The organism is Actinoallomurus sp. NPDC050550 (assembly GCF_040655075.1).
Lineage (GTDB): Bacteria > Actinomycetota > Actinomycetes > Streptosporangiales > Streptosporangiaceae > Actinoallomurus.
Genome location: NZ_JBFAJC010000033.1, coordinates 80,566 through 105,877, shown reverse-complemented (window position 1 = coordinate 105,877; position 25,312 = coordinate 80,566). Strand labels below are relative to the sequence as shown.

Here is a 25,312-nt window from a genome sequence, read left to right as displayed (position 1 = left end):
TCTGCGCATCTGGGCATGGGTGCCACCACAATCGCAAATGCCGCGACGACGATTCCCAGCGCGTTCCTTCTTCTCTGCATAGCCCCTCCTTTTGCGGACGACCGTGGTCTCTTCGGGGTCCTCATTCGATTGCTCCTCGGGACTGGAGCACCCGCACGTCCCAGGCATCGAGGCTCAACGGTGTGCCCGCGGGGATGGAGCCGCCGTCGAGGACGTCGGTCAGGTCGACTGGGGCGTTGACGCGGACGGGTTCCCAGTTCCAGTTGTGGACGATGTGGACGCGGCGGCCGTCCGGGGAGGTCCCGGTGGTCGCGGTGACGGACGCGGGGAGGTGCCGCCATCCGCTCTGCGGGACCGGTGCGAGCCACGCGGCCAGTGCCTGGGCCAGCGCGCGTCCGGGCACGGTGCCGACGTAGGTGACGCGGCCCTGGCCGTGACGGCGGGTGGTGACCGCAGGCCAGCGGCCGAAATGCGGGTGGTCGTACTCGACGAGAACGTCGGCGTCGATGACGGTGAGGCCCTCGATCCAGCGCGTCGCCGTCGTGTTCTCCGGCAACTCGAGCGCGCTGACGGCACGGAGCGGGATGTCGCGGAGGAGGTTGCTGAACTCGTCGTACCGGACGCCCGCAGCCTTGACGAGACGTCCGGGTGCCGGCTCGTGCCGTGCCCGCGCTTCGTGGTCGGCGTAGGCGGTCCGTGGGCCGAGCACGAGGTGGCCGCCCGCGTGGGCGTAGGCGGCGAGCCAGTCGACCGTCCCGTCGTCCACGACGTACAGCGCCGGGGCGATGAGGACGGGATGGCGTCGCGCGGCCTCCTCGGGCGTCATCCCCTCCCGCTCACCGCGCGGGTCGTGCAACTGCCGGGCATGGACGATCCGCACCTGGCGGCCGGCGTCGAACACGCCGCGGTAGAACGGATCGAAGATGCCGTGGTAGGCGGCGGCGTCCGGTTCGCCGTCCGCGGTCGGCAACGGCGGGTACTTCTGCATGAGCCACTTGCTCGGGTTCGAGTAGACCATCGTGATGTCGGCGTCCGGCTCGATTCCGGCGACGAGCGGGCCGGCGGCATCGAACTCCGTCCCCAGGCGCCTCAACTCCGCGTACGTGCGTCCGGGCCGGCCGCTGTGCGGCAGGACGCCGCACCAGTAGGTCTCCGCGCCGAAGCGAAGGGTGTGCCACTGCCAGTACTCGATCATCCGCGCCCCGCGCGCGACGAGCGCCCACGCGGCCTGCCGCCACTGGCCGTCGTAGGCGGGGCGGTTGTCCCAGGGGGTGCCGATGGACTGGGCGTTGGTCTCGGTGACCAGGAACGGCTCCTGGCGCGAGGAGAACATCCAGTCCGCGGTCTGGTAGAGGGCCCAGACGCCGGTGGTCTTCCACTTCTGCTCGTGGCCGTCCGGCGTCGGGTCGGGCAGCTGCAGGCCCTCCTGCATGTCGTAGTACGGGTTGCCGGAGGCGATATCGAGGCCGTCGGTCAGCTCGTCGTCCTCCACCGCGGGGCGGGTGTAGGAGATGCACGTGGTGACGAACTGGCCGGGCCCGGCGTACGCGCGGACGATGTCGGCCTGCCAGCCGATGAACTCGGTCACCTGGCGCGCCTGGAACTCCCGCCATGCGACGTCGTACTGCGGCTGGAGGTTGCCGTCCGGAGTCCACAGGTCGGCCCATGTCGACAGGCGGTGCGACCAGTAGACCAGGCCCCATTCCCGGTTGAGGGTTTCGACGTCTCCGTACGTGATGCGCAGGTGGTCCACGAAACGCTGGAAGACACCGTGGTTGTGGAAGAGTTCCAGACCCGGTTCGTTGTCCACCTGGAACCCGATGACCGCCGGGTGCCCGGCGTACCGGCCGACGATCTTGCGGATCACCCGTTCGGCGTGGAACCGGAAGGCTGGGTGGGTGAAGTCGGCCTCCTGGCGGGCGCCCCAGCCGATGCGCCGCCCCGTGGCCCGCTCGCCCGCGATCTCCGGGTACTGCCGGGCCAGCCACGGCGGCACGGCGTACGTCGGCGTACCCAGGATGACCGCGATGCCGCGCTCGTGAGCGCCGTCGAGCACGGGCTGGAGCCAGTCGAGGTCGAACCGTCCGTTCTCCGGCTCCCAGGTCGACCAGACCGACTCGCCGACCCGGATGACGGTGAACTTCGCCTCGGCCATCAGGTCGAGGTCGGTCTCGAGCCGGTCACCGAGCCGGTACTCGTGATAGTAGGCGGCGCCGAATAGGACGCGGGCGGGCAGAACCGCCAAGGGAACCTCCGAAGGATGGATGTGCGGGCGAGTGGCGACGGTGCCGGGACGTGTCACTGCTTGATGGCGCCGGCGGCCAGGCCGCTCTGCCAGTACCGCTGCAGCAGGAGGAAGGCCACGACGAGCGGGATGACCGAGAGCAGGGATCCGGTCACGACGAGCGCGAGGATGGCGCTGCCGGTGCCGGCCCCGCCGTTCTGGGCCTGGGCGGCCCAGGTGGAGAGCCCGACCGTGATGGGGTACAGGCGCGGGTTGTTGAGCATGATGAGCGGCAGGAAGTAGTTGTTCCACGTCGCGACCAGCGTGAAGAGCACGACGGTCGCCAGGCCCGGCGCCAGCAGCCTCAGTGCGACCTGGAAGAAGATCCGGGCCTCGTTCGCACCGTCGATGCGGGCGGCCTCGATGAGGCTGTCCGGGACGGCGTCCTCGATGTAGACGCGCATGAGGTAGAGGCCGAAGGGGTTGACGAGGGAGGGCAGGATGACGGCCCAGGGCGTGTTGACCAGTCCCACCTTCGCGAAGAGCAGGTAGGTCGGGACCGCCAGGGCGGTGGTGGGAACCATGACGGCGCCGAGCACCAGGTTGAAGGCGGCGCGGTGGCCGCGGAACCGGTACTTGGCGAACCCGTAGCCGGCGGCGGTCGCCAGGAGAGCCGCCCCGAGCGCGCTGACGACGGCGTACAGGAGGGTGTTGAGCAGCCAGTGCAGGAAGACGCCGTTGTCGTGAGTCAGCGTCTCCCGGATGTTCGTGAACAGTTGCGGGCTGCGTGAGAGCCACAGCCCGAACGTGTTGAACAGATCCTGGGTGCTCTTGGTCGAGGCGATGACCAGCCAGAACAGCGGCAGGAGGAAGTAGGCGAGGGCGGCCAGCATGGCGATCGTCAACGGCGTGCTGCGCCGATATGCCGATCGGCGCCGGTCGCGCGCCGTGCGCACGCGCCCCGCGGTCGCCGCGCGCCGGGCCGTCGAGGTCGCGGTGGTCATGAGACCCTCCTGCGGTTCGCGGTGAGCAGGACGGTGTAGGACACGATCACGATGATCAGCCCCAGGAGGAAGGACACCGTGGCGGCGTAGTTGATTCGCTGGCCGGTGAAGGCGAGGGAGTAGGCGTAGAGGTTCGCGGTGTAGGCGCTGTCGATGACGTCGGGCACGAGACGCTGCAGCAGGTAGGGCTCGTTGAACAACTGGAAGCTGCCGATCACGGAGAACAGCAGCGTCAGAAGGAGCGCCGGCCGCAGTGCGGGAAGCTTGATGGACCAGATGATCCGCCAGGCTCCGGCCCCGTCGACCGCCGCCGCTTCGTACAGTTCTTGCGGGATCGTCCGCAGGGCGGCGTACAGGACGATCATGTTGTAGCCCACGAACTCCCAGGTCACGACGTTCGCGAGGCTCCCGAGCATCCAACTGTCGCGGAGGAAATGCGGAACCGGCAGGTGGAGGACCTTGCTCAGCTGGGTGAACGGGCCGAAGGACGGATTGTAGAGATAGCCCCACATGAGCGCGGCGACCACGCTCGGGACGGCGTACGGGACGAAGATGCCCAACCGGATCACGCGCGCGAGCCGCATCAGGCCGCTGTCGAGGGCGAGCGCGAAGAGCAGGGCCAGCACCAGCATCACGGGGACCTGGATCACGAAGAATGTCGCGACCCGGAGAACCCCTCGGATGAACAGCGGGTCGGTGACGGCGGTCGCGTAATTCTTCAGTCCGACGAATGTCGTTCCGCCGATGAGCCTGTGCTGGAACAGGCTGAGATAAGCGGCATAGCCGAGCGGAGCGAGGAACAGCAGGAGAAAGAGCGCCAGGAACGGAGCGACGAACACCGGCCCTGCCGCGTCGGGACGCACGCCGCCGAGGCGGCGACGCTTCGTCCCGGCTCGGCGCCGGTTCTCGCCGGAGGCCGCGGTCATGGCAGTCATCAGCGGGCCTTTCTGCGGTGGAGACGGACCGGTCGGCGGGTCCCGTGCCCTCGTCGGGACGAGGGACCCGCGGGCCGTCAGGAGCCCTGAACGGTGAAGCCCTGGTTCTTGGCGTAGGCGGTGATCCGCGTCTGCCACTGGGCGAGAGCGGCGACGGTGTCGGTCTTGTTGGCGAGGGACTTCCCGACGGTCTCGGTCCAGTCCGTCACCGCCTGGTCGAGGAAGGGCGGCCACTCGAACGAGGTGTTCACCGTCTTGCTGACGTCGGCGAACACCTGGTTGACCTTCTGGCCGCCGTAGAAGGCGGGGGTCTCGCCGACGAAGCCGGGATCCGTCAGCAGCGCCTTCGTCGCCGGGAAGAAGAACTGCTTGGTGGTGAACAGCTTCGTGCAGGCGGGGTCGGTGTTGAGGAACTGCGCGAACTGCGCCGCCGCGATCCGGTTCTTGGTCGACTTGATCACCGCGGTCGTCGAGCCGCCCCAGTTTCCGGACTTCGGCGCGGACGGGTCCCACTGCGGCAGCGGGGCCGCCCGCCACTTGCCCGCCGTGGACTTGGCCGAGTTGGAGAGGAAGACCGGGCCCCACGCCGCGGTGAGCCAGGTGGCGTACTTGCCCTTGTCGAGTGCCGCGAACCACGCGTCCGTGAAATCCGGGTCGGAGCTGACGACTCCCTCCTTCACGAGCCCGCCCCAGTAGGACGCGAGCTTCTGCGAGGTCGAGTCGTCGACCTTGAGGGCGATGTTGCTCTTGCCGGACGTCGCGTAGGGCTTGGCACCCGCCTGCCACAGCAGGCCGTGCCACGCGGCAGGTTGGCTCGCCGCGAGGTTGGTGAGGTAGACGTTCGGGTCGGCCTTGTGGAGCTTGCGCGCGGCGGCGGCGAACTCGTCCCAGGTCGTCGGCACCTGGATCCCGTACTTGTGGAAGATGTCCTCCCGGTACAGCATTCCCATCGGCCCGGTGTCCTGCGGAATCGCCCAGACCTCTCCCTTGGCACCGCTGACCTGGCCCCACGTCCAGTCGACGAACGTGTTCTGCAGCGCGGACGCGCCGTACGGCCGCAGGTCCAGGAGGCTGTCGGTGATCGTGAACGTCGGGATGTACTGGTACTCGATCTGCGCCACGTCCGGGGCGCCGGAGCCGGCCTGCAGCGCCGTGCGCAGTTTCGTGTAGTGCGGCGTACCCTGGCCCGCGTTCACGACGTTGACCTTGACGGCCGGGTATTTCTGCTGGAAGAGCGCGACCTCCTGCTGGATGTCCGGGACCCACGTCCAGAACGTCAGCTGGGTCGGGGTTTTCAGCGCCTTGTCGATGTCGGCCTGGCCGACCTGTTCGGCGGCGGAGCCGGAGCCGCTGGACCCGCTGCCGCCGCACGCGGTCAGCGCCGCGCCCAGTGACACCGCGCCCGCCGTGCTGAGAAAGGACCGGCGGCTGATCGGGGAGCGACCGGCGAAGGATCTGGACATGGTGAACTCCCGCTCGGGGACGGCATGCCTGGCGACGGCATGAGGATCGGGGGTGAGGTTCAGGTACGGAGATGACCGGTGGTTGCCGAGGACGGCGCGTTCAGGCATGTCCTCGCGGGCCGGCCGGCGGGCGCCACGGCTGCGTAGGTGGTGGTCTGCCGGTGGCGCAGGTGCGGGGCGGAGCAGAGACCGGTGGGTGATCTGCTCGGGCTCACGCGGCCGGCCGGGAGGTCGTTCGGGGCCGATGGATGCTGATCAGTGGTCGGTCGGTCGGGGCCCGTCCGGCGTCGCGGGACCGTGCGTGTCGCGATCTGAACGGGAGGTGGTGCGCCGGCCGCGTCCCGGGATCGTCCGGGACGGCGGAGGCGCGGTGGAGGCGCGGACGACGAGCTCGACGGGTGGGGCGCTCGCCGGTGAAGGGTCCAGGTGCGGTTGCTCGATGACCTGGACGAGAAGCTTGAGTCCTTCCCGCGCTACGGCGTCGAACGGCTGACGCACCGTGGTCAAGGGAGGGGTCACGTAGGGGGCGACCGGGACGTCATCGAAGCCGACGACGCTGACGTCGTCCGGCACGCGGCGCCCGGCGTCGGCCAGTGCGCGGATCAGGCCGATGGCCATGTCGTCGTTGGCCGCGAACACCGCGGTCACGCTGCCGTCGACGGCCAGCTCGCGGCCTGCCGCGTACCCGGACGCGGCCGACCAGTCGCCCTCGACGACGGGCGGTTCGTCACCGGCATGGGCCGCCAGCGCCGCTCGCCATCCCTCGAGCCGATCCCTGGCGGAGTACCACCGCTGCGGGCCGGCGAGGTGATGGACGGTCGCGTGTCCCAGGTCCAGCAGATGCTCCGTGGCCACCCGCGCGAGGAGGATGGAATCGGCCCCTGTGGTCATCACTCGGGGTGCGGAGAAGGCCGGGGGCGCACCGCAGGAGAGGACCGGTACGTCGACGGGGACCGAGATCTCTCCCTCATCGATCGGCTCGGAGATGACGATGCCGTCCACGCCCTGCTCGAGGAGTGACTCGACGGCACCGGCGATGCCCGCAGGGTCGCCTTCCATCGTGTTGACCACGCGGAGCGCGTAACCGGTGTCCCGGGCGGCCCGCTCGATGCCCATGAGCAGCGAGGCGGGTCCGTACAGGGCCGTCCCGAGCGTGACAACGCCGATGGAACGGGTCCGGCCCGAGGCCAGCGCTCGGGCCGCGTTGTTCCGCCGGTAGCCGAGCTGTTCGGCGGCATCGAGGACGCGACGGCGGACGTCGGCGGAGACGTACGGCTCGTCGTTGAAGACCCGTGAGACCGTCTTCTGCGAGACGCCCGCCAGCCGGGCCACGTCCACACTGCGCGGCATGGAGGAGCCTTCGCTCCGTCTCGTCTGTCGCGTCATGGTCTCTCCCGGCAGCGTTTAGCGAGGTCATCCGTGTGACTGCGCAGTCATGTCTACGCAGTCATATTGATGCATTCGGACGTTCGTCCGTCAAGGGCTCGTAACAGATCCGTAACCTGCCGATGCCGCCACACGGACCTGTCCCGCTCGATCCGAGCGGGACGGCCTGGACATGACGGTGCCCCGGCGGCCTGGGGGCCGTCGGGGCGGTTGTCGGTTCTGTTCGGAGGTGGGGTTGCTTGTCACTTGTGGGCGGTCATGGGGATGGTCGGCCGGGGCGCCCGCTGCGGAGTGACGCGCCGAGCCTTGGCGGCCAGGGTTCCGGTGCGGGCCAGCAGCATCGCCAGGGACAGGAAGATCAGGCCGTCGGTGAGAGCACCGACGGTGATGTGGTTCGTCATCCCCCACTGGACGAGCTGCCTGCTGAAGACGTGGGTGGCTCCGTAGGCGAAGTAGATGCGGCCGCCGACGACCGCGATCCAGATCAGCGCGTACGGCAGGCCGGCCCGAGAGGTGACCTTCCCCGTCCGGTCGTCGTGGTAGACGCGCATCGCGGCGGCTGCGAGTACGCCCAGGGCCAGGCCCGCCGCCCCGAGGGCGACCTCGAGCACCAGGCCGTTGCCGGAGGTCGCGGCGCCCTTGAGGAAGAAGGGGACGATGACGGCCGCGGCGATGAACGGGCGGACCAGCCGCAGCGCGGTGACCTTGCGGTGGCCCAGGTCGGAGATCAGCACCATGAAGAGGATGACGAGGTTGGGGATCAAGACGCTGGCGTCCACGGGAGCTCCTTGGTGAGCGGGTCGGTGTGGTGCGGGCCGGCCGGTCTGTGTGGTGCGGGTTGGCCGGTCTGTGTGGTGCGCTTACATGGACAACGCTAGGTAGCGGCCCCCTGCCGAGGCGTCTACCTGGGGGTAGACACCGGGTGGAGGCCGGGTAGAGACCGTCGCGTATACCCGGAGTCCACGCCCGTGTCGCCCGCTACCGCCCGGACAGGTCCGTATGCCCGAGGCGGACGGGGAATGGGGCGGATACGTTGATTGCGTGCTTCGCTCTTTCACCGCGCGCGGGGGTCCCACAGCCATCACCGGCTCGAGCGTGCCCCCGGTGCTGAATGTCGTACGGACGCTCGTCATCGTGGTGGCGCTCTTCACGGTCCCCCTCGCGCATCCGCGTCTGGGAGCAGGCGGCAGTGGCAAGGCTCTCGCCGTCGCACTGGTCGTCACCGCCGTCGGCTACGTCGGCTGGTTGGTGCTCGCCCGGCGCAGCGAGCGCCTGACGGTCGCGGCGCTGGCCGTGTTGGGGGCGGCCGGCGGCGTACTCGCCGGGGTGTCTCCGCTCAGTACGGCCGTCGCGGTCGGCTGCGTGGTGACCTCGGCCGCGGGCGTCACACTGAGCACCGAGGCGTCGCTGGCCATCACCGCGGAGACCGTGGCGGCGTTCCTCGTCGCGGGCCTGGCGACCCGGGCACCGACCGAGACGCTGCTCGGCTACCCGCTCACGTTCATCGGCCTGTGGGCGTTCGGCCTGACCCGCCATGCCTACCTGCTCAGGGCCGTACAGGCCGAGCACACGCTCGCCGAGGCCCGTCGCGCACACGAGGCCGAGACCCACGCCGCCGCGCTCGCCGAACGGGCCAGGATCGCCAGGGAGATCCATGACGTACTCGCCCACTCGCTCGCGGCGGTGTCGGTGAACCTGCAGGCGGCCGAGGGGCTGCTGGGCGCTCTGCCCCCCGGACCTCCCGAGCTCGCCAAGGCGATCGAGTGCATCGGCCGCGCCGGTGTCTTCACCCGAGAAGGACTGGCGGACGCCCGCCGGGCGATTCTGGCGCTGCGCGACGACACCGCGCCCCTGCCGGACCAGCTTTCGGCGCTGGCCGAGGAGTACCAGGCCGACGGTGACGTGCCCGTCGACTTCACCGTCACCGGGGCGCCGCGCCCGGTCACCGCGGAGGTCGGCCTGGCCGCCTACCGGACCATGCAGGAGGCGCTGACCAACGCACGCAAGCACGCACCAGGGCAGCCGGTCGGATGTTCCCTCGAGTTCACTCCGACGGAGGTCGTGGTCCGGATCGTCAACCCGCTCCCGGCAGAGACCGACGCCGGGCCACTCTCCGCCACGGGCGCCGGATACGGGCTCACCGGGCTGCGGGAACGTGCCGCGCTGGGCGGGGGCACTCTAGCGGCGGGGCCGGTCGAGGAGGAGTGGCAGGTATGCCTGAGGATTCCGGCATGAGCTCTGAGAATTCCAGTGATGCGGTCAGCGTCATCGTCGCCGACGACCAGTCCGCGGTGCGCGAGGGCCTGGCGGCGCTGCTCAGTACGCTGCCCGGCATCGTCGTGGCGGGTCAGGCGGCGGACGGCGACGCCGCGGTGGACCTTGTCGCGGCGGTGAGCCCGCAGGTCGTGCTCATGGACCTGAACATGCCCGGCTGCGACGGCGTGGCCGCGACGCGCCGCATCACCGCCGACCATCCGGGCACCCGCGTCGTCGTCCTCACCACCTACGCCGACGATGAGTCCATCATCGGCGCCCTCCAGGCCGGAGCCCTCGGCTACCTGACCAAGGACGCGACGAGGACCGAAATCGGCCGAGCCGTACTGGCCGCCGCGGCCGGTCAGGCGATCCTCGACCCCGGAGTCCAGAAGCGCCTCCTGTCAGCCGCAACCCGCGCAGCCGACCTCCCAACCCCACCCGCGACCCCCGACGAGGGAGATCTCACCCCCCGCGAGGCCGAGGTCCTCCGTCTCATCGCAGCAGGCCAGTCCAACCGCGAGATCGCCAGAACCCTCTTCGTCAGCGAGGGAACAGTCAAAACTCACGTGAACCGCATCTTCGCCAAAACCGGCTCCCGCGACCGCGCCCAAGCCACCCGCTACGCCTACACCCATGGCTACACCGACCCCGCCCCCTGAACCCCACAGGACCCCGCCCACCGAACACGGTGCGCCGCTCCGGCGACGGTTCGCCGGCCGTCACAGCGCCGTGAGCCCGATCCGAGAACGTCAATGAGCTCGCTGCACTGCGGGCTCTGCGGAGCCGCCGGTAACGAGGTTGGCGCTCGCGCAGGCGTTGCCCGCGTCGCCCATCTGCTGATAGGCGGTGGACGCGGCGGTCAGGCATTCTTTTCCAGCTGCGAGGTCTCCTGACTCCATCAGGCAGAGGCCCAGTTGGTGAAGGGCTCGCGCTCGCGAATACCAGGCCTTCTGCCGGTAGGCGAGTCCAAGGCTTCGGCGGGCGTCCTGGATCGCCGCGTGATGGTCGCCTTTCTGCCTGCGGGCGGCGGCAAGGAGATAGAGCGACCAGAGTTCGGTGATCGGGTCCTCGATGTACTGGCCGGTCGCCTGGGCATTCGTGAGCTCGGCGATCGCGTCGTCGACGGAGCCGGTCGCAAGGTGTTGTTCACCGAGGAAGATGCGCGCGGATGCCGCCCAGAAACCATCCTCCAGCGCGGCGAAGCGCGTGACCGCTGTTTTAAGGAGGTCAATGGCCTCGTGGTGGCGGCCCGACCTCCCGTAGGCGACACCGAGGGCCATCATCGATCGCCCCTCTTCGTGCCCCGTCCCGTGCATGGCGGAATGGCGCAGGGCCTTTTCCAGGGAGCTTCGTGCGGCGGTCAGATCGCTCTGATAGATGGCTGTCATCCCGAACAGCCAGTCCGCGAGCCATCGGGTGACCTGGTCGTCGTCGCGGATCGCGGCCGGATGCAGGGCCTGCCCACAAAGGCGCATCTCGCCCCAGAAGCCGCCGACCATGAGCGGAACGTACAGGGCGTCAGCGAGTGATCCGGCCAGCGAGAAGCTCGCTCGTACGCTCAACGCGCCGACGGCCAGTTCGTCGAGACGGGAGTCTCGCCGGCCGAGCCGTGAGGCCAGATCCTCGATGGTCCAGCTGGGCCGGGTGGCCAGCCTGACCCCGGCTATCCGTACCGCCAGCGGCAGGCGTGCGCAGGATTCGATCAGCGCGGCGGCCGCGGCGGGCCGGTCCTGGATCCGGGACTGCCCGGCCATCCTGGCGAGCAGTTGGAGCGCCTCGCCTTCGGCGAACGCGCTCAGTGCGATCCGATGGATTCCGGGGAGATCACCCAGCGTTCCCCGGGTAGTGATCAGCGTGGCGGATCCCGATCCGGCGGCGAGCAGCGGAGCGGCCTGCGCGGCGTCGCGCGCGTCGTCGAGTATCACTAATACGCGGCACCCGGTCAGCATCGACCGGTACATCGCGACCCGATCGGTGACCGCGGCCGGAATGGCCTGGCCGGAGACACCGAGTGCGCGCAGGAATCCGCTCAGCACCTCGCCAGGAGCCGCAGGACTTCTGCTCCAACCCTGCAGATTGGCGAACAGGATGCCGTCGGGAAAGCAGTCGGCGAGTTGATGGGCGGCGTGGACGGCCAGGGCGCTCTTGCCGACCCCCGGCGGGCCGGACACCACGGCGGCCGGCGTGCCGCTGCCGATCCCGGCCCGCAGGTGCTTCAGGAGATCTGCCATTTCCCGCGTACGGCCGGTGAAATCCGTGAGGTCCGGCGGGAGTTGCCGCGGGATGAGTGGCGTGGCCGCGGCGACCCGATCAGTCGGAGAGCCGTTGAATCCATGGACCGTCACGGAGTCCGGCCGCTCGCCGACGAGGATGGCCTGGTGGGCTTGCTGAAGCCGAGCCCCGGGCCGGCAGCTCCCGTCATGTACGTACAGCGGTCCCAACAGCTTCCACTCCATGGCGCGCCCCCGCAGCTGCCCCGGCCGCTCCAGCGCCCCCCAGGCGCGTGTGATCGCGGTGTGATCGCGACATTAACCCGCATTGCAATGCATTGCCAGACGGCGGCCACCCCTGGCCCTTCGGCTCGCCTGACGACCAGAACCGTCCACTCGATCTCGTGCACGGGCTGTGGAGGCGCTGCTGGGTTCCTCCAAGCGGGAGTGACACGTATGCAGAAGGAGATTCAATGAGGTTCAAATCGGCAGTTGCCGCCGTGGTCTTGGCATCCGCTGCTGCGGTCGGTATGACCGGCATGGCTCATGCAAATGTCTATCAACGCAACGTCCGGCTCATCAACCGGCACGATGGGACGTGCCTGGACAGCAACGATAGCGGGGACCTGTATGTCGGGGGCTGCAATGCACGCGCATACCAGCGTTGGAACGTCCTGTCCTACAACACGGATGTGGACCACTACTACGCTCGGGTCCAGGTCCAAAACGTAAAAACCGGCAAGTGCCTACGCATTGATCGCGAGCACCAGTGGAATGACCAGCCGTGGGACCCTATTCACTACCCAGCGCACGCAGGTAGTTGCGATTCTGGGGACTGGCACGACCAGTGGAACTTGATCTGGGTCGGCAATACTGCGCCCAACCAGCCCAATAGCTGGCAGTTCGCCAACTACCAGCAGAATGGCGATGGGCCAAAGATTCTCTGCCTAGACAGGGGACAGCAAGGCCACTGGAACAACATGATGTTCGATCTCGGCGCGCCGGCTGCCACCGGCGGACCGGCCCGCTATACCTGCAATAATCACACCAACACCTATCAGATCTGGGCAATGGCCGCCAACTAGAACTCCGCCACACCCCGGACAGCAAGGTGCGGCCAGAAGGGCGTCCAGGTCTGTCTTCACACACCGATCGTGGGCGCCCTTCGTCGCGATCGCAGCCCGTTCAGGAATATCCCATGGTCCAGAAGTCGGGGTCTTCAGTAAGAGTGGTCGTGCGGCTGCGCTCGGAGCGGTTACCGGAGGACGCCCCGGCCATCGGCATCAAGGGCATGCCCTCCCCCGCGGCCGCCGCTTCGCTCGCCTGGATGACGCCCGCTTCCTCGGCCGCCCCGATCACACCGGCCGCGGAGACACCGTCGATCCCGATGACTCCGGCCATGTAGGGGTTAAGGGCTGGAATGCCGTTACTCGATCCGGGCAGCATCGCGCTGGTGAGGGCCGGATTGTTACCAAGGAAATCCGCTGGATTCAGCAAACCGGCCAGCTGCGTGCCATTACCCGCAGTGGTGCTGTGTTTGCTGTGTTCCGAGGTGGCGGACTTGGCCGAGGTGCCGTGCTTGGCCGATGGGTTCGCCCCTTGTTTCGCGATCGGCATCATCTTGAGTGCGGCCGCGCCGATCTCAAGGGCCGCAGCGGCAGACGCGGCGCCGGTGATCACCAGGTCCGCAGCCGCCTCGGGATCGCGCGACCCTGGCACAGGAGTGGGATACGTCTTTCCCTGGAAGGGCTTCAGCGCCGCACCGTACGTGACGAGAGTGTCGCCGATGGTACTGAGTGCACTCTGAATACTGCCGCTGGACGCCGTCAGATCGGTCATGGTGCTCTTGGCTTTGCTCGCCGCGGTCCCGCTCCACGTCGTGTCACCCGTGAACAACTGCTGGTGGGCGGTATCGATGGTGGAGCCCAGGGTTCCGTACAGGCTTGATATTTCCTTGATGGCGCTACCACACCCGATGATCGCGTCCGAGTCGATCGCCGCGAATAGCGCCTCCGCTACTTCCGCGATTGGCACGAGCGAACCTCCTTGGAATCGTTCGTCTTACGGGTTGGGGATAATTGACCTCAGGTGAGATATCATGGCGTGATTCTCGGCCTCGGTCGCATGGTACCGTTTCCCGGCCTCGGAAATATTGTCGGCGGCGCCCTGAACGCTTTTGGTGTGATTCTCATGCGCCGCAGCCGCGACTCCGAGGGCCATTCCGATAGCGGCTGCGAGCTCTATTCCAGTGGGCCACATTCCGACGAGAGCTTCGGAGATTCCGAGACCTGCCAGCTGATTCGAAGTGTCGGAAAGCGGTTCGAGGCCGCTTGACACGGTGCCCGCCGCGCCATGGAAGACCGACCGATCCGGAAACTGTAGTTTTTCGCCTTCACTCATCGCGTCATCCTCGGGTGATCATCAGCTCCCGCTGAGACTGTGCCTGTGCTCCAGGGGCCATCGTAGTCTCTAATACACAGTCTTGTCTGTAAGAGCGTGGCCGACATCGAGCCTTCGAGTGGTGGTCCACGCCACACTCGGGCAGTCCTGCGCCTGCCGAAAACCTCATCCGTACAGGTCAAGCGGCATGCTCTGCCGCACTCCCGGGAACGAGCCGCGCCCATACCAAAATGTGGCCCATTCGGTAGTCATGCAACTACCGTGTGTATCTCATGCTGGTGGCGGCAGGCAGGCGCCATGGACATGCCACGGACACGCCCAGGGAGACGTCATGCACACCAACCCCCGGACCAGCGCCTTGTGGAGCCGGTCTTGTTGCCGATCAGCCCTCGTCTTCATGGCTTCTGCTCCGGCAGGAGCGTGATCGACATGGTCAAGCAGGTGCATCGCGAACGTCGCCACGTGGAGCTGACCATCAAGCCGCTGTACAGCGGCCTGGTGCCGGCCGGCGGGATACCCCGCTACCGGCTGGCGCCCGGTCCGATGGCGCCGGACTCGGCCGCCGCGCTGGTCCGGGACGAGATCATGCTGGACTCCAACGCCCGCCTCAACCTCGCCACCTTCTGCACCACCTGGATGGAACCCCAGGCCAAGGAACTGATCGCCGATTCTCTGGACCGCAACCTGATAGACCACGACCAGTACGCCCAGACGGCGGAGCTGGAGACACGGTGCGTGAACATACTGGCCGACCTCTGGAACGACCCGGGCACCAACGGTGTCGGGTGCTCGACCGGCGGCTCCAGCGAGGCCACGATGCTGGCCGGGCTGGCGATGAAGTTCAACTGGCGTGCGCGGCGTCGAGCCCAGGGCCTGCCGGCGGACAGACCCAATCTGGTGATGCCCAGCATGGTGCACACCTGTTGGCCGAAATTCTGTCGCTACTGGGATGTCGAGCCGCGCTACGCGCCGATCCGGGAGCCCGGCTTCACCGTCGACCCGTCCGAGGTGGCGAGCCTCTGCGACGAGAACACCATCGGCGCGGTGGCCATTCTCGGGTCCAGCGCGCTGGGAATCTACGACCCGGTGGCCGAGATGGCATCCGCATTGGATCGGCTCCAGGCCGAACGGGGAGTGGACGTGCCGCTGCACGTCGACGCCGCGGTGGGCGGCTTCATCGCTCCGTTCCTCGAGCCCGACCTGGTGTGGGACTTCCGGGTGCCTCGGGTGCAGTCCATCAACACCTCGGGCCACAAATTCGGGCTGGTCTACCCAGGCATCGGGTGGATCATCTGGCGCGACAAGAAGGCGCTGCCAAAAGAGCTGATCTTCGAATGCGAGCTGCTCGGCGGCAGCGTGCCCACCTTCACGCTCAACTTCTCCCGATCAGGCGCCCCGGTGGTGGCGCAGTACTACACCTTCCTACGCCTCGGGTTCGAGGGCTACCGCGCGGTACAACAAGCCTGCCGTGATGTGGCGTCCTATCTGGCCGAAGAGATCGCGAAGATGCCCGCGCTGGAGGTCATCTCCAACGGAACCCATCTGCCGGTCGTGGCGTTCCGGATGCGGCCCGACACGACCACGACCGTATTCGACATACACGACCGAATGCGCAAACACGGGTGGCAGATACCCGCCTACCACCTGCCCGACGCCCTCGACGACGTAGCCGTGATGCGCATGGTGATCCGCAACGGCTTCAGCCGCGACACCGCGGACATACTGCTGAACGCGCTGCGCGCCGAACTGGCCGAGCTGTTTCCCGCGCCCACGGCGAAGGCCGACAAGCCCGCCGTGCCGACGCCGCGACGGCGTGCCCCCGTCTACCACTGAGATCGGAGGGTTCCTATGAACCACGAGTCCGCACAGGTTGATTCCGGCGCCCACGAACGACTGCTACTTCGGTTCCGCATACTCGACTCCGACGGTAACGGCTACCTGGACGAGACCGACTTCGACCGGCTCGCCACCAAGGTGCTCAGTGCACTGGGCGAGCCGAGCGAGTCGGCGAAAGGCCAGGCGGTTCTCGACGGGCATCACCGCTTCTGGGCGAGCCTGTGCGCGTCCCTCGACACCGACGGCGATGGCCGGATCAGCCTGACCGAGTACCTCGCCAGGTTAGGCGACCCCGGCGACGCGGAACAGGCCGTGACCGACTACGCGACGTCAATGGCCGCGCTGGTCGACCGGGACGACGACGGATACGTCGAACGGGACGACTTCCTCACCTGCATGACCGCGAGCGGGTTCGCGGAGGCCAACAGCGCGGCCGTGTTCGAGGAACTGGACGAATCAGGCGATGGCCGAATCCCGGTCGACCATTGGGCCGCGGCGATCGTTGACTGGTACAAATCCGAACGCACCGACATCCCCGGTCATATCCTCGTCACACCGCCCGACGCTTGATCATGTGTTACGGAATCCGACCACTGGCTGTGACCTGAGGGCTTCTCATTCGGCGTACACCCGTCAACACCCCGAACGCATGACCGGGGCGGGTGCGCTGCACCCACCCCGGCAACTCGTCACCCGGCCTGACCGACCCGGTTCTGCAGTGCCGACCACACCGCGCCCGGCGCGGAGCGCCGGCCCAGCAGTTCGGACGCGGCCTGTGCACGTGCTCGTGGCTCCGGCTCGTTCAGCAGCGTCTGCACCGCCGCCGTGAGCTCGGCCGGGTCGTCGCAGATGACACCGGCTCCGAAGCCGGCGACGACGGACGCCACTTGCGGCTGGTTCGCGATGCGTGGCACAAAGGCCAGTGGCAGGCCGCGTGAGAGCGCAGCGAGTGTGGTCCCCGAGCCGCCTGCGGCGACCACTGCCTGGACCCGGTCGAGCAGCTGCGCCATCGGGGCGAACGGAATGGCACGCACCCGGTCCGAATCGCCCTCGACGACTTCGGCCCCCGAAGTGAACCCGGTCGTGACGAGGGCATCGGCACCGGCGTCGAGCACACCGCGTACGGCGGCGTTAAGCAGCGCCAGATCGTCCACGACCGTACCGAGGGTCACCAGCACGACCGGGCGCTCACCACCGAAGGCAGGAATGTCCACCACCTCTGAGGTGTCGTACGGGACGTTCTGAATCTCGATAGCGGCCTCATCGCGAGCGGCGATCTGCTCACTCTCAAGCCACTCCGGCCACAACTGGACGGTCGCCAACCGGGCGGGCATCGTCAGCTCACGCTGCTCCAACGCCCTCGCCAGGCCGCCCTCGAGAGCGGCGTCGACAGGAGTGGCCGGGCTGTGCACGAGGGTCACCCACGGGATGGTGAGCCGCCGTGCGACCAGCGGCGCGACGTAGTCCCACATCTCCGCGACGATGACGTCGGGGCGCTCTTCCGAGGCCATTTCGCACAGTTCGTCGAAGGCCATGTCGGCACGGGTCGTCGTGAACAGGGCCACAGTCTCGGCGACCAGATCAGAACCGTCGTTCCGGAAGCCGAGAACGTCCCGTCCGGAGCGGAGGCTGTTCTCGGCCAGGAGGTCGGGCAACGACGGCCCCTCAGCAGAGGGACTGACACCTACCGGGGCGCGTGGTTTCCGCCTGGACCGCAACCTACGGCATGAGTGCCCCGCGATCCTGCGCAACGCCGCCGGCCTGACCGGGGCCGCCGGCTGCTCTGATCGCGAGGATGTACGGTGATCGCGGACAGGTGGGATGCCGAGTGGAGCACCTGAGCTGGCGGGCTGGATCCGGAGCCCTTGAGGATTGGCTGGCCGAGATCTTCGACCGCTTCGCCGTATCACCCGAGGGATTCTCGGTGCAGCGCGGCGGAGAGAAGACACCGCGCTTTGGCGGACCGCCGAACGGCCCCGACTACGACCAGAAGATCAGCTACACCTACCCCCGCACGATCGACACCCTGATGTCCGATCTCGCCGACGACAACGTGCTGGAGGTGGGCTTTACGGTCCACTCGCCGGATTCGTGGTGGCTGTGGGCGACCCCGCGCGACCGCGTCAAGACGGACTGGATCAAGGTGACCCTGCCCGGCACGCACGTGTCGAACTGGCCGCTGCCCGCAACGCTGCGGGACGGCCGCGATCTTCGCCGGGTGCTCGTCGCGCTCGCGGGGATGCTCGGTACGGCACCGCCCGACTACGACCCGGGAAGCGTACGCGCGCGGTACCCCCAGCCGGTCGAGATCAAGAGACATGTCCGCTCGGACGAGTACGTGCTGTGGGTCACCGGGTGGGGACACGAGACGCTCAACCTCCGCGGGGAGACCGTACAGCTCGTGGACGACCTGGTCCGCCTGTTCCATCCACGGGACACGACGCCGCTCCCGCTCCGTTCGCTCGGCGACTTCGCTCACGTGTACGAAACGCTGATGGTCGAGCTCGGCCGCGGGTGGGCGATTCGATGGGCCGAGCCGCTGCCGATACCCGGCGACGTCCGCCTGCCACCCGACGCCCGCCTCGCCGTCACAAGGACGCCCGGCGCGGAACCGTCCCTCCAGGTCACGGCGGAGGAACTGCTCATCGAAGCCGACCACCCGGCCCACTCGCTGCGGGAGAGAATCACACTGCTGCTGTGCCCACAGCTGTACACGCCCACCGCGCCGACAGACCTGCCCGCGTGGCTACGGTCCCTGGAAAAGGGCGTGTTCGGCAGGTCGGGCACCTGGACGGTACGCGGCCGAGGCTGGTGGCCACCGCGGCATCGAGGAGCCGCGATGGTGGCTCGGGCCCTGCTCGAACAGGGCGTGACCGGGCACGCCTCGGTAGGGATGGCAGGCGCGGAGTTCCTGACCGTTCAAGGCCTGCTGCTCGGCGGTGAACCGGTGGAGCTGGCGGGACGGAGCAGAATCAAGAGCCCGTAAGCGCTACCCGCCCGGCCGCCCCGGGTATCGCTGGCCGGACTCACACCGCTGCCCGACCGAGGCCGGGCCAAGCCAACTCACCCAACCCGAAGGCTCGACCACCTGGGTGGCAGGTCGATGCGGCGGATGGCGGCGTCGGTCTTGGGCGACCAGAAGGCTTCTCCGGTAGGCGGGCACACCCGTCTGCGCCGGCCCGAGTCTCGCTGATCTCGGCCCCTGCCAGAACTGAGCCCCGGGTCGCCGCACGGGCGAGGCGGGCGACAACGTTGTCAGAGCGTCAGCCGGCACGGGGGCACCTCGCGCTCCTCGTTCCAGGTTCGCAAGCCGAGCTTTGCAGCATGAGGTCGTTGAACCGTTGCGGCTCGCTCTCCGTAGGCCGAAGTGCCATGACTTGACCCGACCGGCGGAGCCCCCGCCACCCCGCCGGGACAAGATCCTGTCCGCGGCAGCCTCGGCGACGTGTTCCTCGGCAGCGTCTTCGGACCTCCGCAATTCCAGGCGGCATCAGCGGCCGCGCCTGACTAACAGGTACAAAACCAGAGCAGTTGTTCATCGCCAACGGTAGACAGAGGAGAGAGACCATGCCCGGCATGGACCCGAGCGCCGATCCCCGTCCGACCACTGTGGACCGGCGTCGGCTGCTCTTCGGCGTCCTCCCTGCCGCCGCCCTGCTGGCCACCGGCTGCGCCCAATCGAATGCCAAATCGAAGGCCAAATCGAATGTCAACGAGCGGAGCGACCGACCGCGCCTCGCGCTGATCTACAACGGCCCGCAGGGCTGCCCCGCATGCGGGCCGACCGTGGCCGCCCTGCTGCGCAGGGCACCGCAGCCGTACCGGGTCAAGTACGTGGGCGCCAAGGGTTCCCTGACCGCCGCCGATCTGGCCGACGCGCAGCTGTACGTCCAGCCCGGCGGCGGCGCCGACCTCGAGGGAACCTGGCGACACCTGAGCGGCTCTGCCGGGGTGATGCGCGACTGGGTCCGGAAGGGCGGCAGCTACCTGGGCCTGTGCTTCGGCGCCTATCTGGCCGGGCGCAATCCGGGCTTCGACCTGCTGCCCGGCGACACCAACGGGTACGTCGGCTCCCCCGGCGCCACAGTCCCCGACGATCGCGACACCGTGGTGGCTGTGAACTGGCAGGGCAAGCCGCGGCACATGTACTTCCAGGACGGGCCGGCCTTCTTCCTGGACGCCGGCGCCGACGCCACCGTCCTGGCGACCTACCCCAACGGAACGGCCGCCGTCGTCATCGCCCCGTACGGCAAGGGCCGCGTCGGGGTGAGCGGCCCCCACCCGGAGGCCGACGACTCCTGGTACGCGGAGAAGGGACTGAGCAATCCCGACGGCGTCCGCTTCGACCTGGCCTACGAGTTGATCGAGGCGACCGCCGGACGACGCTGAGACCCGGCGGGCTCCATCCAGAGGACGAGGTCGAGTCCTGGACGCTGCTCGGCTGATCTTGCAGTGGCGCCGGTTCTCAGAGACCTGATGGACGCTCTCCAGCGGATACGCGGGCGCTGATGTCCGCGTCGGTGTCTCTCTCCTGTGGGTGGCCGCACCGGTCCGCTTGCGGCCAGGGCACGAAGCGTCCGTCCGCGCGTTCCACCAGGAGCCGCTTGCCGTGTGTCAGCACACCGCGCGGCCGGAGCCCGATCAGGCTCGCGGTGGTGTAAGCCGCGCTCAGACTGCCCAGGTCGTGGACGAGACCGATCTTGAACAGCGAGCGGGTCTCCGCGATGGCCTCGTGGTCCCCCGCACGCATGACCACGCGCAACTCGGGCGCGACCGCGAGTGCCACCACCGAGACGGCGATGTTGTCCAGGTCGTCCGAGGCCACGGCAGCCATCGCCTGCGCTCGCTGGAGGCCGAGTTCGCGCAGTACGAACCTATCGATGGCGTCGGCGACGACGACAGGTACAACCATTGTCTTCACCGCTGTCTTCACAGCAGGTGTGGTCGATCGTCTGCTGGCGCCGCGCTCGGTCGGCATCGTGGGCGCCCGGGCCCTGCCCCGAGCAGGCCACGTGGTCGTCGTGGGGCTCGGACAGGTGGCGCTGCGGCTATGTACCCAGCTGCAGGCCCTGGGCATCGGCGTGGTCGCGGTCGAGCGGGACCCGGCAGCCCCGAACCTCCGCCTGGCCAGGGCACTCGGCGCCAGCGCGTACCGCAGGGACTCGACGTCGTTGTCAAGCAGGACTGCGACGCCTACCACCTCCCGGTCCAGGGCCTGGCGCAGATCGTCGTCGGTGGGTTGGGTGAGGTGGCACACACGGTGTCCGGCCGCTTGCAGGGAGCCGCAGACCTTGCGTGCCACGTCGCTGCCGATCACGACGAAGTACTGGGATCCGGCGACGGCCCGGAGTCGCTGGCCGAGGCCGCCGGCGGCGCGGGCGTGTCCGTACGGTCGGTGCCGGACACGGACGCCGCGATCGAGCTCCTCTCGGACCTGGTACGGCCGTCCGACGTCGTCCTGGTCAAGGCGTCGAGCGAGGTCGGCCTGCTGCCCGTGGCGGCGGCGCTCAAGTATCTCGGCTGATTCCTGGGGGAACCGCCGGTGGGCCGCTACCTGCGACGCCAGGGGTGTCAGAAAGCCGACGTCACAGTCATGGCGGTACATAATTGTGGTCTTGGCAGACCGGCCACGGCCGCGGCCCTAGCTCCGGCATCGGCGTCGCCTGGCACAACTCCTGGATTCCCGCCCACTACGCCGGCGGCGACGAGCCTTCGATCTGCGGTTCCCTGGTCCTGGGCACGCTTCAGCCCACCATGAACGGCGTCAATTTCTCCTGATGTTCCCGGCGGGCGCCGTTGGCCCTTGCCGACCGCGTCGCCGGCCTCCAGCGCCATCCGCCACCGTCCGGCCGGATCACTGGCCGGCATGTCGGCCCGCCATCGTCTTGGCGAGCGCGAGAGCGCGTCCGATCTCGCTGGTGGATCCGGTGACCAGTGCAGTGCGCGGCTGGGCTCGAGCAGGTGTCGCTCTGGGCCCGGCCGCGCATGGGGTTACTTGCGGTCGATGCTCCAGGCGCCGCTACCGGCGGTGGCGTCGTCGTGGAGGGCCGCCCAGGCAGTGCCGTCGAGCTTGAAGGTGTCGAGGAGGTAGGCGGAGATCGCGTCTGCGACGAGGGCGACGCGGGCCGGATCTTCGTCGGTGGTCTCGGCGACTTTCTCGCCGGCGACGCCACCGAGAGTGTGCTCGCCCTCGGTGATGGTGAGCAGGCTCTTGGGGGCCGGGCTGAGGTGGTAGGCGTCGGTGAACCAGTCCGGTCCGCGGGTGGACATCGCCGACTGGTCCTTGCCACCGGCGATGATGAGTGCCGGGATGGTCATGGTGGAGTAGTCCGGCTTCATGAACGGCAGGTGCTCGGCTGCGAACGGGGTGAGGGTGTCGCCGGTTCCGGGCGCCGCGATGAGTGCGCCCGCCCTGACCGCGGGGTGGGAGAAGTCCTCTCCTGACACACCGTCGGCGTCGAAGACGCGCGCGCCGAGGAGGGTTCCGACGGTCTGGGCGCCCCAGGAGTGCCCGACAGCGGCGATACGGTCGTGTTCGATCCGGACGTCCAGGCCGCCGGCCTGGGCGAGGATGCCGTTGAGGTCGTCGAGGATCGCGTGGAGGTCGGCGATGCGTACGCGCCAGATGGTGCCGAACCGCGGGTCGTCGAATCCGATGCCGTTGCGGCGGGAGTCCAGGTGGGTCGGCTGCACGACGACGAACCCGGCCGCGGCCCACCGGTCGGCAAGGGGCTCGTACCCGTCCAGCGACCACGCGTTGCCGTGGGAGAACACGATGACCGGCAGGTTCTCGCCCGACGCCGGGGCGGTGACCTTCACCTGCAGCTCGATGCCGCGGTCGGTGGAGGGGACGGTGATGGGCTTGACCGCGATGATCTGTCGGCCGAGCTGGTCGGTGGGCATGGTGACCTTGCCTTCTGGGGTTGACCGTTCTGCCATAATTTGACGGAACATGGTTCCGCAAACTTAGCGGAACATTGTTCCGCGAGCAAGGGAGGACGTTGTGCCCGAACCGTCCGGGGCGCGCCAAGCGGGAGCGCAGCGCACCCGTGAGTCCCTGCTGTCAGCGGCGGCGGCCGTGTTCGTGGACCAGGGAGTGCAGGCGCCCATCCGCGACATCGCCGGACGCGCCGGAGTCGGCCTCGGCACCGTCTACCGGCATTTCCCGACCCGGGCGGATCTGGTCACCGCCGTATACCGGCACCAGGTCGACGAGTGCGCCGCGCTGGCGCCCAAGCTCCTGCGCGAACCCATCTCCCCCGCAACGGCGCTGACGCGGTGGATCGATGCGTTCGTGGAGTTCCTGGTCACCAAGCACGGCCTCGGCGCCGCGTTGCGGTCCGAGGACCCGAGCCTCCAGAACCTGCACACGCTCATGCTCGACAAACTGGTGCCGGCATGCGCGACGCTGATCGACGCCGGCGTGGCCGCCGGCGAGTTCGACCCGGACGTCGCCGCGTACACGCTGATGCGCGCCGTCGGGAATCTGTGCATCCTCGGCGGCGGCTACGACCGGACCGACGCGCAACACATGGTCGCCCGCCTCCTTGCCGGGTGTCGCCGAACGCCGTAGCCGCCGCCACCAAATAAGGGGTTGCCGGTTCACCCCAGCAGGACCGGTTCCCTCGCGGGCGGGTGGAGTTCGCCGAGCGGCATGCGGATCGGGTTCATGAGCAACTGTTGGGTGACCATCGCCGAGCGCAAGGCCGGTTGTATCCGGCGTAAATGAAGTCGCCTGGCGTCAAACCAGAATGCGGTGGGGCTCGTATGCCTTAGAGAGTGGGTTTGGTTCTTCGGGCGTGGGCTGCGTGAGGCGCGGTCCGCGGATCAGGGAAGGGCGTTGTGGCCATGCCGGTCGAAGACGGTGTTCGGGTGAGGGTCGGGCGAGTGGAGTGGCGTACGTCCCGACACAGCGCGGCCAGGCATGGGGCGGCGTGTGTGCAGGTCATTGAGGGGACGTTGCACCCGAACGGGATGATCACGCTGGGCACCGACCCCCACCAGGATTCCGGTGCGTCGGGCGAGCCGGTGATCCTGCGGCCCGCCACGGTGACCACAACCGTCGGAACCCAAACACAGCTATCCGCGGCACCCCGCGCAGACTCCGGAGCAGTCGCCCAGGCTGGTACCCCTGCGGAGCCTGGAAGGTTCTTCAAGCGTCTTGGTGCTTCGGTAGTGGAGCAACGCTACCCATGGCTCGAGGCGGTGGACCGGCCTGGACGCGGCGCGAACCTGGGGGCGGCGAACCGCTGCCTCTATGCCGCGATCGCCGTCGATAATGCGCTGCGAGAAAACGCGGGCCTTGAGCCTGGCGCAAGCCGCTGGTGGGAGTGGGTAGCGCCGTCAGAGGTAGGAGAAAAAACCCCTCGAGACTATCTGAATAACTACATTGAAGGTCGGCGACTCGTTAGTGTCAGCGACTATGAGCGAGTTGCTCGAATTCTGTCGTCGGCAGGTTCCGGCGCTCGCGGAATTCTTGTAATCGACATTCCTGGACGCCCTTTCGCGCACGCCTTCAATGTGTTCAATGACAACGGCGACCTTATCGCCCTTGACGGCCAAGAAAACGGCGAACCGGACCTGCCCGACCGGTTTTCGGGTCTGCAGTTCGTGGCCACAAGCGAAGACTTTCCTGTCGAGCTGCTCGCCGGTGAGCCCCCATCACCGGAGGGACGGTACGCCGAGTTCATCGCAGGATCAGCCACCGAACACGAACCAGGCAATCTGATCGCACTAGCGGAAGAGGGTGGCCCAGGAGGTATTTACGGGGAGACACTGGCGGAGAACAGCCGACTTGGCTTGTCTTTGGTGGTCGAAGGTGAAGTTGTTTGGGTCACCCCCGACCAGCGAATGTTTCGCGATAGAGAAGCCGCGCTCGAGGCCGCCGGCGATAGCGGGTATGTGGACGATGAAGATTGGGTGATCGCCGAAATCAATGTCGGCATTATGAAAACATATCCAAACGAGGTGCAATACCGAGATCCCAGCTTGAGCTTCAACGCATACGAGCAGATCGAGTACCGTCTTGCGAATATTCCCGGCGCGCCCGGCAGTGCACCAACTGTGCCCCTAGAAGTCGTCTTTCCGAGTTCCGAAGGATGGGTGATCAGTAGCCTGGGGCGGGGGGCGCTGATCGGCCCGCCGGCAATAGGGGATCCGGGTGGAGCCTACGTCCATTACAATCAAGGCGTATCTAGTGGCGGACTCTCCGAGTTCCTCCTTAATGCACTGAACGACGGCGAAGCTCTATGGGACCAAGGTCAAGGCTTCCTGGTCCGAGAGCATCTGAGTGATGCTTTTGATTTCGCCACAGACCTGGCCGCCCGATTCATCTTGTGGAAAGATTTTCAGAACGGGTTCACTCCTGCTTATAATTTTACCGAAGAGCAGGTCGTGAAAAATTTCGATGATCCCGCAGCGGATGACATCCGCGGATATGCTGCACTGCTTTACGTCTTCGCGGCAATGGCGGCCCATAGATTGCCAGCCCCGGGAATGACAAGAGTTTTGCAGCGGTCCTCTCCCGTCACGAGCTATTTGACATGCTAGGTGACCTTCCTGGCGATGAGCAACAGTTTCTGGGATATCACGCAAATCA

Annotated in this window: 23 protein-coding genes; 11 read left to right on the top strand and 12 right to left on the bottom strand. The window is 67.8% G+C overall.

Annotated elements, in window-relative coordinates:
- Positions 1-121 precede the first annotated feature (121 nt).
- From AB0I04_RS35360 to AB0I04_RS35335, 6 genes are all read right to left on the bottom strand, one after another.
- Complete coding sequence (locus AB0I04_RS35360) at positions 122-2,245, bottom strand: beta-galactosidase (protein WP_360894648.1); 2,124 nt, start codon at positions 2,243-2,245, stop codon at positions 122-124.
- Positions 2,246-2,298: 53 nt separating this feature from the next.
- Entirely contained in the window at positions 2,299-3,228 is a 930-nt protein-coding gene (locus AB0I04_RS35355) for a carbohydrate ABC transporter permease (protein WP_360894645.1), read from the bottom strand.
- Positions 3,225-4,163, bottom strand: a complete 939-nt coding sequence (locus AB0I04_RS35350; RefSeq protein ID WP_360894642.1) for a sugar ABC transporter permease — start codon at positions 4,161-4,163, stop codon at positions 3,225-3,227. The genes AB0I04_RS35355 and AB0I04_RS35350 overlap by 4 nt, the downstream gene beginning before the upstream one ends.
- Before the next feature lie 77 nt (positions 4,164-4,240).
- Positions 4,241-5,734 carry an extracellular solute-binding protein gene (locus AB0I04_RS35345; RefSeq protein ID WP_360894640.1) on the bottom strand — a complete coding sequence of 498 codons (1,494 nt, stop codon included), beginning with the start codon at positions 5,732-5,734 and terminating at the stop codon, positions 4,241-4,243.
- A 147-nt stretch (positions 5,735-5,881) separates the two neighbouring features.
- Positions 5,882-6,976, bottom strand: coding sequence for a LacI family DNA-binding transcriptional regulator (locus AB0I04_RS35340; RefSeq protein WP_360894637.1), 1,095 nt, complete (start codon positions 6,974-6,976; stop codon positions 5,882-5,884).
- A 278-nt stretch (positions 6,977-7,254) separates the two neighbouring features.
- On the bottom strand, positions 7,255-7,791 hold the full coding sequence (locus tag AB0I04_RS35335) for a hypothetical protein (protein WP_360894634.1): 537 nt from the start codon (positions 7,789-7,791) through the stop codon (positions 7,255-7,257).
- Positions 7,792-8,053: 262 nt separating this feature from the next.
- Here AB0I04_RS35335 and AB0I04_RS35330 point away from each other — a divergent pair, with 262 nt between their 5' ends.
- Together AB0I04_RS35330 and AB0I04_RS35325 are read left to right on the top strand one after the other, a co-directional pair.
- On the top strand, positions 8,054-9,247 hold the full coding sequence (locus tag AB0I04_RS35330) for a histidine kinase (protein ID WP_360894631.1): 1,194 nt from the start codon (positions 8,054-8,056) through the stop codon (positions 9,245-9,247).
- Positions 9,244-9,927: a response regulator transcription factor gene (locus AB0I04_RS35325; RefSeq protein WP_360894629.1), complete on the top strand. Its 684-nt coding sequence runs from the start codon at positions 9,244-9,246 to the stop codon at positions 9,925-9,927. Before AB0I04_RS35330 ends, AB0I04_RS35325 begins: the two co-directional genes overlap by 4 nt.
- 90 nt (positions 9,928-10,017) lie before the next feature.
- Here the strand turns inward: AB0I04_RS35325 and AB0I04_RS35320 are convergent, their stop codons facing one another.
- A complete protein-coding gene (locus tag AB0I04_RS35320) occupies positions 10,018-11,499 on the bottom strand; it encodes a tetratricopeptide repeat protein (protein WP_360894626.1) in 1,482 nt (493 codons plus the stop codon).
- A 452-nt stretch (positions 11,500-11,951) separates the two neighbouring features.
- Between AB0I04_RS35320 and AB0I04_RS35315 the strand changes: the two genes are divergently transcribed.
- On the top strand, positions 11,952-12,563 hold the full coding sequence (locus tag AB0I04_RS35315; protein WP_360894623.1) for a hypothetical protein: 612 nt from the start codon (positions 11,952-11,954) through the stop codon (positions 12,561-12,563).
- 100 nt (positions 12,564-12,663) lie between these two features.
- Here the strand turns inward: AB0I04_RS35315 and AB0I04_RS35310 are convergent, their stop codons facing one another.
- Entirely contained in the window at positions 12,664-13,512 is an 849-nt protein-coding gene (locus tag AB0I04_RS35310; protein ID WP_360894620.1) for a hypothetical protein, read from the bottom strand.
- Between the two features lie 27 nt (positions 13,513-13,539).
- Positions 13,540-13,878: a hypothetical protein gene (locus AB0I04_RS35305; protein ID WP_360894617.1), complete on the bottom strand. Its 339-nt coding sequence runs from the start codon at positions 13,876-13,878 to the stop codon at positions 13,540-13,542.
- Between the two features lie 429 nt (positions 13,879-14,307).
- Here AB0I04_RS35305 and AB0I04_RS35300 point away from each other — a divergent pair, with 429 nt between their 5' ends.
- Positions 14,308-15,711 carry a glutamate decarboxylase gene (locus AB0I04_RS35300; RefSeq protein WP_360894614.1) on the top strand — a complete coding sequence of 468 codons (1,404 nt, stop codon included), beginning with the start codon at positions 14,308-14,310 and terminating at the stop codon, positions 15,709-15,711.
- 15 nt (positions 15,712-15,726) lie between these two features.
- On the top strand, positions 15,727-16,284 hold the full coding sequence (locus AB0I04_RS35295) for an EF-hand domain-containing protein (protein WP_360894612.1): 558 nt from the start codon (positions 15,727-15,729) through the stop codon (positions 16,282-16,284).
- 119 nt (positions 16,285-16,403) lie between these two features.
- Here the strand turns inward: AB0I04_RS35295 and AB0I04_RS35290 are convergent, their stop codons facing one another.
- On the bottom strand, positions 16,404-17,369 hold the full coding sequence (locus AB0I04_RS35290) for a nucleotide disphospho-sugar-binding domain-containing protein (protein WP_360894609.1): 966 nt from the start codon (positions 17,367-17,369) through the stop codon (positions 16,404-16,406).
- A 173-nt stretch (positions 17,370-17,542) separates the two neighbouring features.
- On the opposite strand from AB0I04_RS35290, the gene AB0I04_RS35285 reads away from it, so the two are divergent.
- Complete coding sequence (locus AB0I04_RS35285; protein ID WP_360894606.1) at positions 17,543-18,700, top strand: hypothetical protein; 1,158 nt, start codon at positions 17,543-17,545, stop codon at positions 18,698-18,700.
- 581 nt (positions 18,701-19,281) lie between these two features.
- Positions 19,282-20,103 (top strand): BPL-N domain-containing protein, encoded by an 822-nt coding sequence (locus tag AB0I04_RS35280; RefSeq protein ID WP_360894603.1) that lies wholly within the window; start codon positions 19,282-19,284, stop codon positions 20,101-20,103.
- A gap of 76 nt (positions 20,104-20,179) precedes the next feature.
- Here the strand turns inward: AB0I04_RS35280 and AB0I04_RS35275 are convergent, their stop codons facing one another.
- Positions 20,180-20,626, bottom strand: a complete 447-nt coding sequence (locus tag AB0I04_RS35275; RefSeq protein ID WP_360894600.1) for an NAD-binding protein — start codon at positions 20,624-20,626, stop codon at positions 20,180-20,182.
- A 348-nt stretch (positions 20,627-20,974) separates the two neighbouring features.
- On the opposite strand from AB0I04_RS35275, the gene AB0I04_RS35270 reads away from it, so the two are divergent.
- Together AB0I04_RS35270 and AB0I04_RS35265 are read left to right on the top strand one after the other, a co-directional pair.
- A complete protein-coding gene (locus AB0I04_RS35270; RefSeq protein WP_360894598.1) occupies positions 20,975-21,238 on the top strand; it encodes a hypothetical protein in 264 nt (87 codons plus the stop codon).
- Positions 21,239-21,321: 83 nt separating this feature from the next.
- Positions 21,322-21,492 (top strand): hypothetical protein, encoded by a 171-nt coding sequence (locus AB0I04_RS35265; RefSeq protein ID WP_360894595.1) that lies wholly within the window; start codon positions 21,322-21,324, stop codon positions 21,490-21,492.
- A gap of 213 nt (positions 21,493-21,705) precedes the next feature.
- On the opposite strand, the gene AB0I04_RS35260 is transcribed toward AB0I04_RS35265, so the two are convergent.
- The gene (locus AB0I04_RS35260; RefSeq protein WP_360894594.1) at positions 21,706-22,653 is read right to left on the bottom strand and encodes a chlorophyllase; all 948 of its coding nucleotides are present in this window, start codon (positions 22,651-22,653) and stop codon (positions 21,706-21,708) included.
- 64 nt (positions 22,654-22,717) lie between these two features.
- On the opposite strand from AB0I04_RS35260, the gene AB0I04_RS35255 reads away from it, so the two are divergent.
- On the top strand, positions 22,718-23,287 hold the full coding sequence (locus AB0I04_RS35255; protein WP_360894591.1) for a TetR/AcrR family transcriptional regulator: 570 nt from the start codon (positions 22,718-22,720) through the stop codon (positions 23,285-23,287).
- Between the two features lie 365 nt (positions 23,288-23,652).
- Complete coding sequence (locus AB0I04_RS35250; RefSeq protein ID WP_360894588.1) at positions 23,653-25,263, top strand: toxin glutamine deamidase domain-containing protein; 1,611 nt, start codon at positions 23,653-23,655, stop codon at positions 25,261-25,263.
- Positions 25,264-25,312 lie beyond the last annotated feature (49 nt).